The sequence below is a fragment of the uncultured Granulicatella sp. genome (assembly GCF_938030755.1).
GTDB lineage: Bacteria > Bacillota > Bacilli > Lactobacillales > Aerococcaceae > Granulicatella.
Window position 1 is genome coordinate 1 of sequence record NZ_CALHIF010000009.1, and the last position, 18,117, is coordinate 18,117.

At 37.3% G+C, this 18,117-nt stretch carries 17 protein-coding genes; 16 read left to right on the forward strand and 1 reads right to left on the reverse strand.

Annotated elements, in window-relative coordinates:
- From glyS to Q0594_RS00585, 7 genes are all read left to right on the forward strand, one after another.
- The coding region (gene glyS / locus Q0594_RS00555) for a glycine--tRNA ligase subunit beta (protein ID WP_298729072.1) at positions 1-961 on the forward strand (961 nt) is incomplete at its 5' end.
- 31 nt (positions 962-992) lie between these two features.
- Entirely contained in the window at positions 993-2,300 is a 1,308-nt protein-coding gene (obgE, locus tag Q0594_RS00560; RefSeq protein WP_298729073.1) for a GTPase ObgE, read from the forward strand.
- A gap of 12 nt (positions 2,301-2,312) precedes the next feature.
- Positions 2,313-4,136: an acyltransferase family protein gene (locus Q0594_RS00565; RefSeq protein WP_298729074.1), complete on the forward strand. Its 1,824-nt coding sequence runs from the start codon at positions 2,313-2,315 to the stop codon at positions 4,134-4,136.
- Position 4,137: 1 nt separating this feature from the next.
- Positions 4,138-5,082, forward strand: coding sequence for a ribonuclease Z (rnz, locus tag Q0594_RS00570; protein WP_298729075.1), 945 nt, complete (start codon positions 4,138-4,140; stop codon positions 5,080-5,082).
- Positions 5,069-5,866 (forward strand): SDR family oxidoreductase, encoded by a 798-nt coding sequence (locus tag Q0594_RS00575; RefSeq protein WP_298729076.1) that lies wholly within the window; start codon positions 5,069-5,071, stop codon positions 5,864-5,866. Before rnz ends, Q0594_RS00575 begins: the two co-directional genes overlap by 14 nt.
- 12 nt (positions 5,867-5,878) lie before the next feature.
- Complete coding sequence (gene recJ, locus Q0594_RS00580; RefSeq protein ID WP_298729077.1) at positions 5,879-8,194, forward strand: single-stranded-DNA-specific exonuclease RecJ; 2,316 nt, start codon at positions 5,879-5,881, stop codon at positions 8,192-8,194.
- 24 nt (positions 8,195-8,218) lie between these two features.
- Positions 8,219-8,746 (forward strand): adenine phosphoribosyltransferase, encoded by a 528-nt coding sequence (locus tag Q0594_RS00585; protein WP_048711246.1) that lies wholly within the window; start codon positions 8,219-8,221, stop codon positions 8,744-8,746.
- Positions 8,747-8,794: 48 nt separating this feature from the next.
- Here Q0594_RS00585 and Q0594_RS00590 read toward each other — a convergent pair whose 3' ends face one another.
- On the reverse strand, positions 8,795-10,075 hold the full coding sequence (locus tag Q0594_RS00590; protein ID WP_298729078.1) for a hydroxymethylglutaryl-CoA reductase, degradative: 1,281 nt from the start codon (positions 10,073-10,075) through the stop codon (positions 8,795-8,797).
- Between the two features lie 116 nt (positions 10,076-10,191).
- On the opposite strand from Q0594_RS00590, the gene Q0594_RS00595 reads away from it, so the two are divergent.
- From Q0594_RS00595 to adhE, 9 genes are all read left to right on the forward strand, one after another.
- A complete protein-coding gene (locus Q0594_RS00595) occupies positions 10,192-10,782 on the forward strand; it encodes a hypothetical protein (protein WP_298729079.1) in 591 nt (196 codons plus the stop codon).
- Between the two features lie 21 nt (positions 10,783-10,803).
- Positions 10,804-11,547, forward strand: coding sequence for an acyl-ACP thioesterase domain-containing protein (locus Q0594_RS00600; protein WP_298729080.1), 744 nt, complete (start codon positions 10,804-10,806; stop codon positions 11,545-11,547).
- A gap of 206 nt (positions 11,548-11,753) precedes the next feature.
- Entirely contained in the window at positions 11,754-12,365 is a 612-nt protein-coding gene (gene rpsD / locus Q0594_RS00605) for a 30S ribosomal protein S4 (RefSeq protein WP_070445329.1), read from the forward strand.
- 110 nt (positions 12,366-12,475) lie between these two features.
- Positions 12,476-12,892, forward strand: coding sequence for a GNAT family N-acetyltransferase (locus Q0594_RS00610; RefSeq protein WP_298729105.1), 417 nt, complete (start codon positions 12,476-12,478; stop codon positions 12,890-12,892).
- Positions 12,893-12,963: 71 nt separating this feature from the next.
- The gene (locus tag Q0594_RS00615) at positions 12,964-13,263 is read left to right on the forward strand and encodes an iron-sulfur cluster biosynthesis protein (protein ID WP_263089607.1); all 300 of its coding nucleotides are present in this window, start codon (positions 12,964-12,966) and stop codon (positions 13,261-13,263) included.
- Positions 13,264-13,374: 111 nt separating this feature from the next.
- Complete coding sequence (gene tgt, locus Q0594_RS00620; RefSeq protein WP_298729081.1) at positions 13,375-14,520, forward strand: tRNA guanosine(34) transglycosylase Tgt; 1,146 nt, start codon at positions 13,375-13,377, stop codon at positions 14,518-14,520.
- Between the two features lie 68 nt (positions 14,521-14,588).
- Positions 14,589-14,906 (forward strand): preprotein translocase subunit YajC, encoded by a 318-nt coding sequence (gene yajC / locus Q0594_RS00625; RefSeq protein WP_049555470.1) that lies wholly within the window; start codon positions 14,589-14,591, stop codon positions 14,904-14,906.
- A 3-nt stretch (positions 14,907-14,909) separates the two neighbouring features.
- On the forward strand, positions 14,910-15,185 hold the full coding sequence (locus tag Q0594_RS00630; protein ID WP_298649249.1) for a post-transcriptional regulator: 276 nt from the start codon (positions 14,910-14,912) through the stop codon (positions 15,183-15,185).
- 263 nt (positions 15,186-15,448) lie between these two features.
- Positions 15,449-18,079 (forward strand): bifunctional acetaldehyde-CoA/alcohol dehydrogenase, encoded by a 2,631-nt coding sequence (gene adhE, locus Q0594_RS00635; RefSeq protein ID WP_298729082.1) that lies wholly within the window; start codon positions 15,449-15,451, stop codon positions 18,077-18,079.
- Positions 18,080-18,117: the final 38 nt, after the last annotated feature.

Here is an 18,117-nt window from a genome sequence, read left to right on the forward strand (position 1 = left end):
TCTTGCAAAAGAATTGAACTTACCAAGTGATGTTGTTGTTACAGCGCAACGTGCAGCTTCTATTTACAAATTCGACTTAGTAACAAACATGGTTGGTGAATTCCCTGAATTACAAGGAATCATGGGTGAAATTTATGCACTGAAACAAGGTGAAACTCCTGAAGTAGCTCAAGCAATCCGTGAACACTATATGCCAACAAGTGCAGACGGTGATCTTCCAACTTCTGTACCCGGCGCTTTACTTGCGGTTGCCGATAAATTAGATACTTTCTTAAGCTTTACAGCTGCTGGAATGATTCCAACAGGATCAAATGACCCATATGCACTTCGTCGTCAAGTTATGGGGCTAGTACAAATTCTTGCAGCATTTGATTGGAACATTGAAATTGAAGACTTTACAAAACTATTGTTAGGTCTTGATTACGCTGAGTTCCTATCAGGTAAAGAAGATGAAGTTGAAACGTTTATCTTAAGTTTTATTCGTGAACGTGTAGCACAACGGATTGCAACAATTACAAAACGTCATGACATTATCGATGCGGTTGTAAATAGTAATACTTCATCAGTTCCTGAACAATTAAAAGCTGCAAGAGTTCTTTCAGCTGTTTCTGAATCTGAAGAATTTAAAGGAATTACAGAGGCTTTAAATCGTGTTATCAATATCAGTGCAAAGGCCTTAGATGATACGAGTGGCGAAATTTCAGAAGAACTTCTTGAAACAGAAAGTGAACGTAACTTAGTGAAAGCTATTCAAGAATTGAATACAAAAGTAGGTTTATTAACGCCTGAAGAATTGTATAGTCATTTAGAAGCAATGGCACCAAAAATCAATGATTTCTTCAATGAAAATATGGTCATGGTGGACGATGAAGCAACACGTCGTAACCGTCTAAGATTCTTAGGTTTGTTATCTGAAATCATTTTAGATTTAGCAGATTTCACATCATTAATCGTTAAATAAGAACCCTCACACAGAAAGGAGAGTGAATAAAATGGCAGTATTTTATGATCGTGCCACGGTTCAAGTCAAAGCCGGAAAAGGTGGAGACGGAATGGTTGCGTTTCGTCGTGAAAAATACGTACCAGACGGAGGTCCGGCTGGTGGAGACGGCGGTAAAGGCGGAAGTGTTATTTTTAAAGTCGATTCAGGACTCAGAACCTTACTAGATTTCCGTCATAAACGTCATTTCAAAGCAAAACCTGGTGAAAACGGCATGAGTAAGAGTATGTATGGCCGTGGAGCAGAAGACTTAATCGTTAAAGTTCCACCAGGAACAATCGTTAGAAATGCTGAAACGAAAGCGTTGATTGCAGACTTAGTAGAAGATGGACAAGAAGTAGTAGTTGCAAAAGGAGGCCGTGGTGGTCGAGGGAATATCCGTTTTGCAACGCATAAAAATCCTGCTCCAGATATCGCTGAGAACGGTGAACCAGGGGAAGAATTTGAACTCGATTTAGAATTAAAAGTACTTGCTGATGTTGGATTAGTAGGATTTCCATCAGTAGGAAAATCAACTTTACTATCCGTGATTTCAAGTGCAAAGCCAAAAATTGCAGACTATCACTTTACAACTTTGAATCCTCAATTAGGTATGGCGCAGTCTCCAAATGGCGAACAATTCGTTGTTGCAGACTTACCAGGTTTAATTGAAGGAGCTCATACAGGTGTGGGGCTTGGTATTCATTTCTTAAAACATATCGAACGTACAAAAGTATTACTTCATGTGATTGATATGGCCGCAATGGAAGGCCGTGATCCTTTTGAAGATTACAAGATTATTCAAGAAGAACTTGGAAGTTATCACCTACGCTTATTGGAACGTCCAATGCTGATTGTGGCCAACAAGATGGATCAACCTCAAGCGGAAGAAAACTTAGAGAAGTTCAAGACAGACTTAGCAGATAGCTTAGCTGAAGGCGAAGAAATGCCAGAGATTTTTCCGATTTCTGCCTATCGTCGCGAAGGACTTCAAGCATTGCTTGCTAGAACTGCTGAAGTGTTAGAAGAAACTGAATTTTTCCCATTAAACGAAGAAGTAGTGGAAACACATATCGTTTATGGATTAGAAGAAGAGGAAGCACCGTTTAAAGTAACTAGAGATCCTGATGGAACTTGGGTATTGTATGGTGACAAGATTGAAAAACTATTCAAAATGACAAATATGGAACACGATGAGTCTGTAATGAGATTCTCACGTCAATTACGTGGAATGGGTGTAGATAGCACTTTACGTGAAAAAGGCGCTGAAAATGGCGACTTAGTACGTATTCTAAACTTCTCATTCGAGTTCGTTGATTAAGGAGTTTTGAATATGATTGATAGAAGTGAGATGGAAAAACGTTTTTACGTATCTTCCTTTGACGGCCTAAGAGCGATAGGAATTCTTAGTATTATTATTTACCACTTGTATTCTTATCGCTTACCGGGTGGATTTTTGGGATTAGACATCTTCCTCATTTTAGCGGGATACTTTATGACAAACCGCTTAATGACAAGTTTAATGAATGATGGCAAGATTCCTCTGAAACAATTTTTACTAAAACGATTAGCACGTATTGCACTTCCTTTAATTGCAATGCTTGTTCTAGTGTTCATTTATATTACATTGTTTCAAAATGAGATGTTGGTGAACTTAAGAGGATCATTTACTTCCAGTTTAGTGTTTTTAAATAACTGGTGGCAGATTCTTAGAGCTCAAACGTTTATTCCAAACTTATTAACGGAAAATCCATTTGAACACTTATGGTATATCTCATTGGCCTTTCAGTTTTACTTATTGTGGCCGATTGTGTTTGCATTCTTAAGTTTATTCGTTAAGAAGCATAATACATTGTTTGTGGCAATCGTCGTTTTAGCGACAGCTTCATTTGGATTAATGCTTTTTAGTTATAAAGGAGCAGAATCATTAACGTATGTCACGATGAGTACTTGGACTCGATTATTTTCTATGCTCATTGGGTCATGTACAGCATTATTGTATCCTTTAGATCGTTTCCAAAAGGAACATAAATCTAAGTTGCCGTATGAGCAATATTTACGCTTAATCCCGATTGTGTTAATGTTCATTTTATTATTTACACTCGGACGAAATGAAGATATTACTTATCGTGGTGGAATGTTGCTTTTTGATTTAACAGTTGCAGCTGTTATTTTGGTGAGTTTACATCCAAAGGTAGGAACAGGGATTTTATTCCGTTTCAAACCATTAACAGTGATTGGTCGTAGAAGTTTGTCGTATTATTTATGGTTTTTACCGATTATTGTCTTATATCAAGCAAAAATGGGCATTATTGGTTCAAGCAGTTTAATTCACGGCATCATCCAATTAGTACTGATTCTCTTCTTTGGAGAAGTTTGGTATCAAGTGTTTGAGAAGAGACGTTATCATCAAATGGTCCGTAAAATGATGGGGCTGTTGAATGAAAAAATAGCTTATGGGAAACAAATTTTATTTGGAATCTGTGCAGTGCCACTCATTATTTTAGCAGTTGGGTTAGTGCAGTCTACAAGTAAACTGTCTGAACAAGAAGCTACTCTTATTGAATTAATTCATACAAACCAAACAATCGTCGATAACACTCAACAAACGGATAAAAAATTATTGAAGACCATTAATAATGTGGTTGGTTTAACGCGTGAAGAAACCGTCTTTAGCAGTAATAGTTCGATTACTTTTATTGGAGACCAATCCCTTCTTGCAATTGCCAATGAACTCACGACTATTTATCCTAATGCTGTGATGCATGCGACAACGATTGCTCAAGTAACGGACTTATCTTCAACGATTAACGAATTAAAATCGAAGAATCAATTAAATGACATCGTTGTTTTAATGTTTGGTGCTAATAGTGCCTTTACAAAAGGACAATTGGAAAGTGAATTGAAACGAATTGGTATGGAAAAACAAATCTTCCTTGTTACGACAACAACGTCTAAAACATGGAGAGATGATGTGAATAATGTGTACGCTTCTGTAAGTGAGAAGTATTCGAATGTCCATCTTCTTGACTGGAATGAGTATTCCAAAGACCAAGATTGGTTCTATTCACATAAATCGTATGTAACGGAAGTAGGGGCTCATGAAGAAGCGCTCTTCTTTGCGAAAAAAATTTATGAAACATTGAGAGGAAATTAAAATGGAATTGCAATTTTTAGGAACAGGTGCTGGCGTACCTTCTAAAATGAGAAACGTCACTTCAATTGCATTAAAGCTTCTCGATGAGATTAATGAAGTGTGGTTATTCGATTGCGGAGAAGCTACACAGCAACAGATTTTAAATACAAATATTCGTCCAGGGAAAATCAAGAAAATTTTCATTACACATATGCATGGAGATCATATCTTTGGTTTACCGGGATTACTCACTAGTCGTTCTTTCCAAGGAGGAGAAGATGATTTAATCCTCTATGGTCCTAAAGGGATTAAAAACTTTATTGATACGACGATTCAAGCTTCATGTTCAAAATTGGGATATCCTTTAAAAGTTGTTGAATATGAAAAGGAAGGTCTTCTTTTTGAGGATAAGCATTTTAAAGTAGAAATGAAGCGGCTCGAACATGGAATTCCTTCTTATGGATTCCGTGTCACTGAAAAAGATCAACCGGGCGAACTGCAAGCAGACCGTCTAAAAGAGTTAGGAATTCCTTTTGGTCCACTCTATGGCAAGTTGAAAAAAGGGGAGACGATTACTCTAGAAGATGGAACAATCGTGAATGGACAAGATTATATTTCACCAGATATTAAAGGTCGTGTTGTAACTATTTGCGGGGATACTCGTAAATGTGAAGCAAGTGAAATCTTAGCTTATCGTTCGGATGTACTGGTCCATGAGGCAACGTATGAAGGAGATAAAGGCCAACAAGCCTATCGTCATTTCCATTCAACAAGTCTTCAAGCAGCTGAAGTAGCTAAAAACGCTGAAGTAAAACGACTTTTGTTAACACATATTAGTGCTCGCTATATTGGGAAACAATCCCAAGAGTTAGAAGACGAAGCAAAAACAATCTTTGAAAATGTTCAAGTTGTCAAAGACTTCGACATTGTGACCGTTGAAAGGATTAAACATCATGAAGGACGCTAAATGGTTTACAAATCAAGTGGCTCTTGTCACTGGAGCAAGTGGTGGGTTAGGTGCACAAATCGCAATTGAATTAGCTAAAAGAGACGTGCAACTCATCCTTGTAGCTCGTAATATGGCTAAACTAGAGCAGGTAGCCACAGAATGCAAATCGTTCACTTCTAAACCTGTCGATATCTATTCGTGTGATTTAACCGATGATGCGTCCATTAATCAATTACTAGGAAATCTGGATACATCATACAAAATTACGATGGTCATCAACAATGCTGGTTTAGGTTACTTTAAATTAGCCAAAGACTTAAGTGAATCTGAAATTAGTGAAATGCTTCAGTTAAACTTAAATACATTAATTAAAATCACTCAGCATTTTGTTCCTCGTTTTATAGAAGCTAAGAGCGGAGTATTTGTGAATATTGCTTCTCAAGCTGGAAAATCAGCGACGGCTAAATCTTCCGTTTACTCAGCAACTAAATTTGGAGTGTTAGGGTATTCGAATGCACTACGTTTAGAATTAAAACCTTATGGCGTCCATGTAATGACTGTGAATCCTGGTCCGATTGCGACAGATTTCTTCGATAAAGCGGAACCAACTGGAAAATACTTAGAGCAATTAGGCGCCGTAGTACTAGATCCAGTGAAGGTAGCAGGAGAAGTTGTTAAAGGAATTGAAAAAGAAAAACGTGAAGTAAATTTGCCAAAAACAATGAACTTTGCGAGTAAATTAAATGTTTTGTTCCCAAAAATAGGAGACAAACTATTAGGGAGTATTTTCAATAAAAAGTAGAGGAGGTGTACGATGAGTTTTGCAAATTATGCATGGAAGTTAAAAGAGAATGTGGATGAAGAACTCGTAACATCTCTTGCAAGTGAAAGTGGCATGTCTGAGAATCTCGTTCGCTTATGCGTGGAACGTGGGATTCAAACAGTAGAAGAGCTGCAAGAGTTTCTTTCGCCAACACCACATCTAATTCATGACCCATTCCTTTTACACGATATGGATAAAGCGGTAGGACGTATTCAAGAAGCTATTGAAAACGGTGAATTGATTCATATTTACGGCGACTACGATGCAGATGGGATTACAAGTACAACGATTCTCTACGAAACACTCGAAATGCTAGGAGCTCAAGTATCGTACTATTTACCAAATCGCTTTACAGATGGTTATGGTCCAAATATTCCAGCGTTCGAGCGCGTGATTCAAGAAGGCCATACGCTCATTATTACGGTAGACTGTGGAATTGCAGCGCATGAACCAATTCGTTATGCGATGGAAAATGGTTGTGATGTGATTTTAACGGACCACCATGAAATTCCAAGTGAAATTCCAGAAGCTTATGCAGTTGTCCATCCACGTCATCCAGAGGCTAATTATCCATGCAAAGATTTATCGGGTGCTGGTGTGGCTTTTAAGCTTGCTCACGCGCTTCTAGGAGAGTTTCCAGAAGAAATGGTAGAATTAGCAGCAATTGGAACAATTGCTGACTTAGTCAGTCTTACAGACGAAAATAGAACGATTGCTAAACTAGGAATCAATCAAATGAAACAAACGCAACGTATTGGGCTTGTGACATTGATTGAGAAGTTATCCGTTAAAGTTGATAAATTAGATGAAAAAACGATTGGTTTCCAAATCGGACCGCGTTTAAATGCGCTAGGTCGCCTTGGAGATGCTACACCAGGCGTTCAGTTGTTGACAACGTTTGATGATGAAGAAGCTCAGAGTATTGTTGATTTCATGCAATCGGAAAACGAAAGGCGTCAGGCAATCGTCAATCAAATTGTCGAAGAGGCCTCTCTACTTATTCAAGAACAAATGAATCAACCTATACTTGTGTTAGCTCAACAAGATTGGCACGAAGGTGTTCTTGGAATTGTAGCGAGTCGAATCGTCGAACAGACTGGTAAACCAACCATTGTGTTAGGAATTAGTGAAGACGGACTAACTGCAAAAGGGAGCGGTCGTTCATTTGGTGAGTTTAATCTTTATGATGCGTTAACCAGTGTGAAAGATCATCTTTTAAAATTCGGTGGACATCATATGGCGGCAGGATTGACAGTTGAAACGATTATGCTTCCAACGATTATTGACGGGCTAGAACAATATGCTAAAGACTATCAAGATTTATTGGATGCGAAGGCTACGTTAACGATTGATGAAGTTCTTCCACTAAAAGACATTACGGTTGATTGGATTGAATCATTAGCCAGCTTAAAACCATTTGGAACGGATAATCCAGAGCCTATTGTTTCATTAGAAGGAATCCAAGTGGCGTCTACTCAATTGCTAGGAGCGGATAAAAAACATTTGAAGCTTCATTTGAAAGAAGATAATTCTAAAAACACGCTACAAGCAATGGCCTTTAGTAAAGGGGAATGGGCATCTTCACTTCAACCAGATACCAAGATTAGCATTGCTGGTACTTTAGAGATAAATGAATGGCAAAATAATCGTCTTCCTCAATTAATGGTGAAAGATATCGCTGTGAAAGGTAGAATCGTTATTGACTGGCGGACTTCGAAGATTACTAAAGATCATCTTGATGTTGAAAATGCCCTTTATTTAGCTTCAAATGAAGTGTATTTAAAAGAACTACAAACAAGAATTCCAAGTAATTCAAGCGTGATGGATTTTTCATCTTTTGTTTCCTCAAATGAGATTCCAACCGCAAATGCGATCGTGTTATTTGATTTACCTGAAAAAGTGGAGGAAGTGGAAACTTTCTTTAAAATGGAATTTCCTCAAAAGCTTTATATCATCGCGTATACGAAGAACTCAGTTGTGACAACAGGAATTCCAGACAAGTCTAAGTTTGGTAGTGTTTATAAATATATTCAATCTCATGGACAACTTCCTTACAATGAAAAATTAGTTTCAGTCGCTAATTTCTTAAAAATTCCAGTTGAACAATTCCGAGTGATATTAAAAGTGTTTTTTGAGTTAGAATTTGTTAAAATAGAAAACGGACATTTGTTTATTCATACAAGTCCTAAAACGAATGACTTGGAAGAGTCAGTTTTATTAAAGAAGTTAAAAGAACAATTATTGCTTGAAAAAAAATTCAATTATAGTCAGTTTCAAGAATTGAAAAATTGGATTGAATCGCAATAGGATAAATAAAAGGAGGAGTTCTTGATGAACTTGAAAGAATATATTGCTAGCGTTCCAAATTATCCTAAAGAGGGTATTATTTTTCGTGATATTTCTCCATTAATGGCAAACGGAAAAGCTTACCAATACGCAACCCAACAAATTGTTGACTATGCACGTAAAATTGGTGCTGAAATGATTGTTGGACCAGAAGCACGTGGATTCATCGTTGGATGTCCTGTAGCGTATGAATTAGGAATCGGATTTGCTCCAGCGCGTAAAAAAGGGAAATTACCTCGTGAAACAGTAGCTGTTGAATATGATTTAGAATACGGATCAGCAGAATTACACTTACACAAAGATGCTGTAAAACCTGGTCAAAAAGTACTTATCTGTGATGACTTATTAGCAACAGGTGGAACAATGGCTGCCGCTGCAAAATTAGTTGAAAAACTTGGCGGTGAAGTAGTTGGTTTAGCGTTCTTAGTAGAGTTAACAGACTTAAAAGGTCGCGAAAAAATTAGCGAATACGACATCTTCACATTAATGGAATACACTGAAGACGAAAGATAATGAAAAAAAGAAGACTTCCTTAGCAACTAGGCTATGGAAGTCTATTTTTTATTTTCTTAATTCTTCTAAAAGAGATTTTGCAGTTTCTTGATTTAAGTGAGGAGCTTTACTAAGCAAGTTCATCAGCAGTGGAAGTTCTTCTTCGGTTGCTCCAACTGTTAGCCCTAAGGATTTCGCTTGAAGTCTCATATGTCCTTTTTGAATACCATCTGTTACAAGAGCTCTTACAGCAGCAAGATTTTGAGCTAAACCAATCGAGGCGATAATTCCTGCTAGATCAACAGCACTTGGATGACCGAGTAACTCGTGTGCAAATTGTGCACCTGGATGAATGGCAATTGAACCTCCAACCGTTCCAACAGGAAGTGGAAGAGTGATAGATCCCACTAAGTTCCCTGCCTCATCTTTTGTCCAGTTTGTCAGTGGTTGATATTGGCCGCTTAAACTTGCATAAGCGTGAGCACCAGCTTCGATTGCTCGCCAGTCATTTCCTGTAGCGATGACAACAGAATCAATACCGTTCATTATCCCTTTGTTATGTGTAGTTGCACGGTAAGGGTCCGCTTTTGAAAATTCACTTGCTAAAACGATTCGATCTATCACATCTTCACCTTTAGTAGTTTTCGTATCCAAGATTCTTGGAGAGAGCACGCATTTAGCAGTGACAACGGAGTTTGTTGCAAGGTTTGATAGGATAGCCATAATGCTTTCGCCGCAAGTCATTGCTTCAATTGGAGAGACAAGTGCTTCGAGGATGGTATTCAGCATATTTGCTCCCATTGCTTCCTTTGTATCAACTGATACATAGAAAATGTAGAATCGTTCTTTGTCAGTAGACTTTTCTTCTACCCAGATATCTCGTAAACCACCACCGCGTTTGACGATGGAAGGGTGCGCGTTATCAGAAATCGAAAATAATGATTCTTTCTGTTCCTCAAGTTTGGCTTTTACTTCTTCTAGTGTTAGAGGAGATTTTATAATTGCAATTTCTCCAATCATTTCGCGCTTTTCTTGAATCGTTATGGTTCCGCCAGCTAAGTTGATTAATTTTGAAGCGTAACTCGCTGCAGCAATAACAGAAGGTTCTTCCGTTACCATTGGAACGATATAACTTTTTCCGTTTACGATTAATTCAGGAACAATTCCATAGGGTAGGCCGTATATTTCAATTTGGTTTTCGACCATTTGATTTGCGATGGACTCTGGTAGTACAAGACCTTTTTCGAGTAGTGATTTGGTTTCGTTAGATAAGTTTGGATGATTTAATAAAGCTTCTTTTCTTTCTTCAAGAGATTTTTGATAAAACTTGTAAAAAGGGTTATTTTGCATCGATGTGCTCCTTTCATGCTTTCATTCAGTATAACAAATTTTCAGTGTTTGCGGGTATGATACAGGTAAAATTTTTAAAAATGAGGTACACTAGTAAACGTGAAAGGAGAGATTTTATGGAATTTATTCGTGAAGTGAATGGTCGACGTCTGATTTTAGTGGCGGATGAAGACTATCAAAAGGAAGCAGAAGAGTTGCTTACTTTCGTAGGAGAATATTTTGAGGAGAATTGGGACGAGGTCGATACTTTAATTCCAATTCATTATGGACAAGTGAAAGTCATTCCTAAAGGGGAAGATTTTCAAGTGGTTGTTCAAAATTACGAGCATAAACTATTAGATGAATGGGTAGAAGATTTCTCTTATTTCTTAGATATTATTCGTAAAACGATTCAAACAGGAAAACGTACGAAAACATTAGGCCGTCTGATTCCATTTCGTTTCGATGGACCATTAGTGATTGCAAACCATACGTTTGAAGTGGATGAGTGGTATGCACACCGTTTTGATGATGAAACTTGGTATATTGCTCCAATCGATCAAACGATTGATCCTCAACCGCTAGAAGGAAATCAAGCGTATGAAATCTTTCCAGATTATCCAGAATTATATGAAGTAATGCATTTACCAACCGACTATATTATCTTATTCAAGGGGCATGACATTGTTTCAGTATTGAATACAGATAGCGAAGATGTATGGAACTAGGCAATAACGAAAGGATGTACTATGGTAGAATCAATTTGTCGTATGAATCATGTTGTGAAGGCGTATGAGTGTAATTGGAAAGGAGAGTTATCTCTAAGTCATGTTGTTGGGATTATGATGTTAGCGTCTCGTAAACAAGAGCGTTCTTTAGCACACCCTGATTTAATTTATCAAAAAGGCTTATCTTGGATTGTGATTCAAAACCAATTAACGGTTAATCGTCTTCCTAAATTAGAAGAAGAAATTATTGTAGAAACTGAACCAGTTGGATATAACAAGTTCTTTACGTTCCGTCGTTATACAATTTTGTCTTTAGACGAAGAAGTGCTAGTTGACGCATTAACGACTTTCTCAATGATTAATATTGAAGAGCGAAAACTCATCTCACTCGATGAAGAAGTGCTTAACGAATACCCAATTGAGAATAAAAAGGATAATCGTCGGAATCCAAGAGTTCCAAAAATCGACTTAGAGAAAGCAAATGTTCAAACGTACCGCGTTCGCTTGAATGATATCGATTATAATCACCATGTGAATAATGCGAAGTATTTCGATTGGGTGATGGATAGCCTTGGCATGGACTTTATTAAGACTCATTCTTTAAAATCAGTTCTAGTAAAATATGATAAGGAAATTTTACCTGAAGCTACAGTTAAGAGTTTTTATGAAATACGTGAGAGTGAAAATGGAGTTCAAACGTTCCATCAATTGGAATCCGATGATCAAAAATGTTGTCACTTATCTCTTGAGTGGGAAGTGAAGTAAAATCCTTGTATTTTCATAAGAAATAGGGTACAATATTTTTTGTGTAAAATATGCAGCAGAAATATAGAAGCTCGTCAACAGTCCTAGCCTTTAGGGTAAGGTAGTAACCGCGGCTGCAAAGGTGAACCCTTGTAGTGACTGCACGAATCGAAGATTTCGCGATTATTTTACTCCAAAAAAATAAACAATTATTGGAGGAATGTTCAATGTCACGTTACACTGGACCAAGCTGGAAGTTATCTCGTCGTTTAGGCATTTCACTTTCAGGAACAGGAAAAGAAATCGCTCGTCGTCCATACGCACCAGGTCAACACGGACCAAACAGCCGTAAAAAATTATCTGAGTATGGTCAACAATTACAAGAAAAACAAAAATTACGTCATATGTACGGTATGAACGAACGTCAATTTGCTACTTTATTCAAAAAAGCTGGCAAAATTAAAGAAGGTAAACATGGTGAAAACTTCATGGTTCTTCTTGAACAACGTTTAGATAACGTAGTATACCGTTTAGGTTTAGCAACTACTCGTCGTCAAGCACGTCAATTAGTAAACCACGGTCACATCACTGTGAACGGTAAACGCGTAGATATCCCTTCATTCCAAGTACAAGTTGGCGATGTTGTGGGTGTTCGTGAAAAATCACGTAACTTAACAATCATTAAAGAAGCTTTAGAAGCTTTATATGGTCGTCCAGAGTTCGTTACTTTCGACGAAGATAAATTAGAAGGTTCATTAAACCGTCTACCATTACGTGACGAGTTAACTTCTGAAGTTGACGAATCACTAGTCGTTGAGTACTACAACAAACTTGGCTAATCTTATTAGACAATTTCAGAACTGGAATTCACTATTGTGGATTCCGGTTTTTTTATTTATAATTTTTACGAGAGTAAATAAACGAAAAAGAGTTAAAGGGGTTGAATCATATGATCCACTATGTTGATAATCCAGAAATCACTTTAGTAGATGTATTGCCTATTTATGAAGCAGTAGGATGGACAAATTACACGCAAAATCCAGGAATGCTTGAAGTTGCTTATAAAAATTCGCTTCATGTATTAGCAGCGTTTAATGAGGAAGGAATACTCGTTGGAGTACTGCGTGCAGTTGGAGACGCGGCGTCTATTCTGTTTATTCAAGATATTTTAGTGTACCCTGAATACCAACATCAAGGAATAGGAACAAAATTGTTACAACAGACTCTAGAAAAGTACAAGAATGTGTATCAAATTCAACTAGCAACTGATGATTCAAAGAAAACAGTTTCTTTTTATGAATCTAATGGGTTCACAAGTCTAACATCTCTAAATTGCGTTTCTTTCATGTATATAGGTAACCAGTGAGCAAACTTTACTAACTTTTTATGATTTTATGTTAGAATGAGAGTGTAAATTAAAAGGAAAGAGTGGATACAATGCAATTAACAATTGATAAAAAAGCACAAGCATGGTTCGAAGAAGAAATGGGTGTATCTAAAGAACGTGGTGTTCGTTTCCTGGGTAAAGTATACGGATGCAGTCCAATTCATGAAGGCTTCTCTTTAGCTGTTGAAGTAGATGCTCCAAGTAATCCTTATGTGAGCGTTGAAGAAAATGGTATTACTTACTTTGTTGAAACTGGAGATGAATGGTTTTTCCAAGGACATAATTTAGAAGTAAGCTTTGATGAGAAGTTGAAAGAGCCAAGCTACAATTATACAAAAATTGCCGACTAAGGTTGGTAGTAGAAAGGGAGTCATTAAGTACGTGACTCCCGTTTTTATTGGACATTTTTGTCTATGTAGAGTACAGTTAGGTAGTTATGAAATGAAGAAAGGATTTATGCAATGACAGAACCTGCAGTAAAATATAGATTAATAAAAACTGAAAAACATACAGGCGCTCGTCTTGGAGAAATCATTACACCTCATGGTACTTTCCCAACACCGATGTTTATGCCGGTTGGAACACTAGCCACCGTGAAATCAATGTCTCCAGAAGAATTAGATGAAATGGGCGCTAATATCATTTTGAGTAACACCTATCATTTATGGTTACGTCCTGGTGCGGATATTGTAGATGAGGCTGGAAAACTCCATAACTTCATGAATTGGAAAAAAGCGATTCTTACCGATTCAGGTGGTTTCCAAGTATTTTCTCTAAGCGATATGCGTCGTATTGAAGAAGAGGGGGTTCATTTTAGAAATCATCTCAATGGATCTAAATTGTTCTTATCGCCTGAAATTTCAATTGATGTTCAAAACAAATTAGGCGCGGACATTATTATGAGTTTTGATGAATGTCCAGATTTCCATCATACACATGATTATGTGAAAGACTCGATTGCTCGTACCACTCGTTGGGCAGAGCGTGGATTAAAGGCGCATAAGTCACCAGACACTCAAGCATTATTTGGTATCTTACAAGGTGCAGGCTATAAAGATTTACGTATTGCTCATGCTAAAGACATGATTTCTCTTGATTTTCCAGGATATTCTATTGGAGGATTATCTGTTGGTGAAACAAAGCAAGAGATGAATGAAGTGTTGGATTACTTAACCCCACTGATTCCTTCTAATAAACCTCGTTATTTAATGGGAGTGGGGTCACCTGACTCATTAATTGATGGTGTCATTCGTGGAGTAGATATGTTCGACTGCGTATTACCAACACGTATTGCGCGTAACGGTACATGTATGACTAGTAGCGGACGTCTAGTAGTCAAAAATGCGAAATATCAACGTGATTTCCGTCCATTAGATGAGAAATGTAATTGTTACACATGCCGTAATTATACACGTGCTTATATTCGTCATTTGTTTAAAACAGATGAAACATTCGGATTGCGCTTAACCAGTTATCATAACTTGTACTTCTTATTAAACTTAATGAAACAAGTTCGACAAGCGATTATGGATGATAACTTATTAGAGTTTAGAGAAGCGTTCTTTGAAGAATATGGCTTCAACAAAGAAAATGCTAGAAATTTCTAATTCTTATAGAAAAATCCGGTCATTTTTGTTAAAGTAAGACTATAGATTTAAAGAAATGAGGAAAGATTATGGATCAAACAACATTATTAATTTTATACGTAGTAGTAGCGGGTGGAGCATTCTGGTTCTTTGGACGTAAACAACGTCAAAGAGTTAAAGAGATGCAGGAAAGAATGGATGCCATTAAACCAGGTGATAGCGTTGTTACCATCGGAGGTTTACATGGTGTCATTGAAAATGTGAATAGTGAAGATCAAACAGTTGAATTAAACTGTGAAGGTGTTATTTTAGTATTCGAAAAACGCGCTATTCATCATGTCATCCCTACTGCAGCTCCAACAAATCTTGAAGTTCGTACGGAAGAAGTAGCAACTGAAGAAGAGTAGTCTATGAACAAGGAAAGTTTAAAAGATAGACATAAAACATGGTTCCATTATAAGGTAATGGAATTTAATGAACTTGGATATAAGACCATTTCAAAGGAAGATCTTTCCCATTATTTTGTGGACTATAAATGGAAGAAAAAAATTCCTGAAAATCTTTTTGAACAAATTTTTCAAATCAATCAGCTAAGTATTAATGAGTATTTTGATTTTGAGTCACTAGAGGCACAGACAAACAAAGAAATAACATTAGAAGATATCAATCTTAGTGAATTGTTTTAAAGAGAGAAGCTGGCAAAAATGTCAGCTTCTTTCTTTTATAATTATATGTAAAGGTTTGCAAAATGTTTTAGAAATAGTATTGATATTTTCGGAATTATAGATAGAATAAAAGTATAGGTTAGGACATTAAATTGAAAGGGATATGAAAACAAATGAATATGTTTTCAGTAGAAAAATTTTTCTATGAAAACTATTTACAAACAATGTGAAATAGTGTACGATATAAATGTGATAAAAATAACAAGCACTGGGGGAAATCACAAGTGAGTGAAGAAAAAAACAACCAAGTACAACAAGAAATCAACTTATTAGTTGAGAAAGGATTAAAAGCTCTAGATGAATTTCGCTTGTTAAATCAAGAACAAGTGGACTACATTGTAGCTAAAGCATCAGTAGCTGCGTTAGACCAACACGGCGTATTAGCACAACATGCAATCGAAGAAACAGGGCGTGGGGTTTTCGAAGATAAAGCTACGAAAAACTTATTTGCCTGTGAACATGTGGTGCACAACATGCGCCACACTAAAACAGTTGGCGTTATTTCAGATGATGACGTAACTGGATTAACTTTAATCGCAGAACCAGTGGGGGTTATCTGTGGTATCACACCTACAACTAACCCAACTTCAACTGCAATTTTCAAAGCGTTAATTGCATTAAAAACACGTAACCCAATCGTGTTTGCATTCCATCCATCAGCTCAACAAAGTTCAGCACATGCGGCTCAAATCGTTCGCGATGCAGCAGTTGCAGCAGGAGCTCCTGAAAACTGTGTCCAATGGATCGAACATCCATCAATTGAAGCAACAAACGCTTTAATGAACCACGATGGAATTGCTACTATCCTTGCAACAGGTGGTAATGCAATGGTTAAGGCTGCATACTCTTGCGGAAAACCAGCTCTTGGGGTTGGTGCAGGTAACGTTCCAGCTTATGTTGAAAAATCTGCTAACATTCGTCAAGCGGCTCACGATATCGTAATGAGTAAATCATTCGATAATGGTATGGTGTGTGCTTCTGAACAAGCAGCAATCATTGATAAAGAAATTTACGATGACTTTGTTGAAGAATTAAAGAGCTACCATACTTACTTCGTAAACAAAAAAGAAAAAGCATTATTAGAAGAATTCTGCTTCGGCGTAAAAGCAAACAGCAAAAACTGTGCTGGTGCTAAACTAAATGCAAACATCGTTGGTAAACCAGCTGCATGGATTGCTGAACAAGCAGGTTTCTCAGTTCCAGAAGGAACAAACATTCTTGCTGCAGAATGTAAAGAAGTTGGCGAAAAAGAACCTTTAACTCGCGAAAAACTTTCTCCTGTCATTGCAGTACTTAAATCAGAATCACGTGAAGACGGTGTTGAAAAAGCACGTCAAATGGTTGAATTCCATGGTTTAGGACACTCAGCAGCGATTCATACAGAAGATGCAGAATTAGCTAAAGAATTCGGACGTGTAGTTCGTGCGATTCGTGTTATTTGGAATGCTCCTTCTACTTTCGGTGGTATCGGGGACGTTTATAACGCCTTTATCCCATCATTAACACTCGGTTGCGGTTCTTATGGACGTAACTCAGTTGGGGATAACGTAAGTGTTGTAAATCTATTAAATATCAAAAAAGTAGGGAGACGTAGAAATAACATGCAATGGTTTAAAGTTCCATCAAAAATCTATTTCGAACGCGATTCAATTCAATACTTACAAAAAATGAAAAATGTAAGCCGTGTAATGATCGTTACTGACCAAGCAATGGTTAAATTAGGATTCTTACAACGTGTTATTGAACAATTAGAATTACGTCCAAACAAAGTAATTTATGAAGTATTCTCAGACGTAGAACCAGATCCAGACATCACAACAGTAAACCGTGGTGCTGAAATCATGAAGAGCTTCGAGCCAGATACAATCATCGCTCTTGGTGGTGGTTCTGTAATGGATGCTGCGAAAGTAATGTGGATGTTCTATGAACAACCACAAGTGGACTTCCGTGACTTAGTACAAAAATTCATGGATATCCGTAAACGTGCATTTAAATTCCCAGAATTAGGAGAACGTGCAAAATATGTTGGTATTCCAACTACATCTGGTACAGGTTCTGAAGTTACACCATTCGCGGTAATTTCAGATAAAGCAAACAACCGTAAATATCCATTAGCTGACTACTCACTAACACCAACAATTGCAATTGTTGACCCTGCATTAGTGATGACAGTTCCAGACTTTGTAACAGCTGATACTGGTATGGACGTATTAACTCACGCAATTGAAGCGTACACTTCAACACTTGCAAATGACTATACAGATGGTTTAGCATTGCAAGCAATTAAATTAGTATTTGAAAACTTAGTAAGCAGTGTGAAAAATGCTGATTTCGTATCACGCGAAAAAATGCATAACGCTTCTACAATGGCTGGTATGGCATTTGCCAATGCGTTCTTAGGTATGAGCCACTCAATGGCGCATAAGATTGGTGGATTCTTCCACACAGTTCACGGTCGTACAAATGCGATTCTATTACCATACGTAATTCGTTACAATGGTACTCGTCCTGCTAAAGCAGCTACATGGCCAAAATACAATTACTACCGTGCAGATGAAAAATTCCAAGACATCGCCCGTATGTTAGGATTACCATCTTCAACTCCTGAGGAAGCTGTAGATGCTCTTGCAAAAGCTGTATACGAATTAGGCGAAGCTGTAGGAATCGAAATGAACTTCAAAGCACAAGGGGTTAACCACAAAGAATGGTTAGCTACAATCCATGAGATTGCAATGCTTGCTTATGAAGATCAATGCTCACCTGCAAACCCTCGTTTACCAATGGTAGCTGATATGGAAGAAATTCTTGCGGATGCATACTTTGGATACAAAGAACGTCCAGGTCGTATCAAATAATTGAAATTAAATCTAAAGAGTCTTAGGAGTTTCCTGAG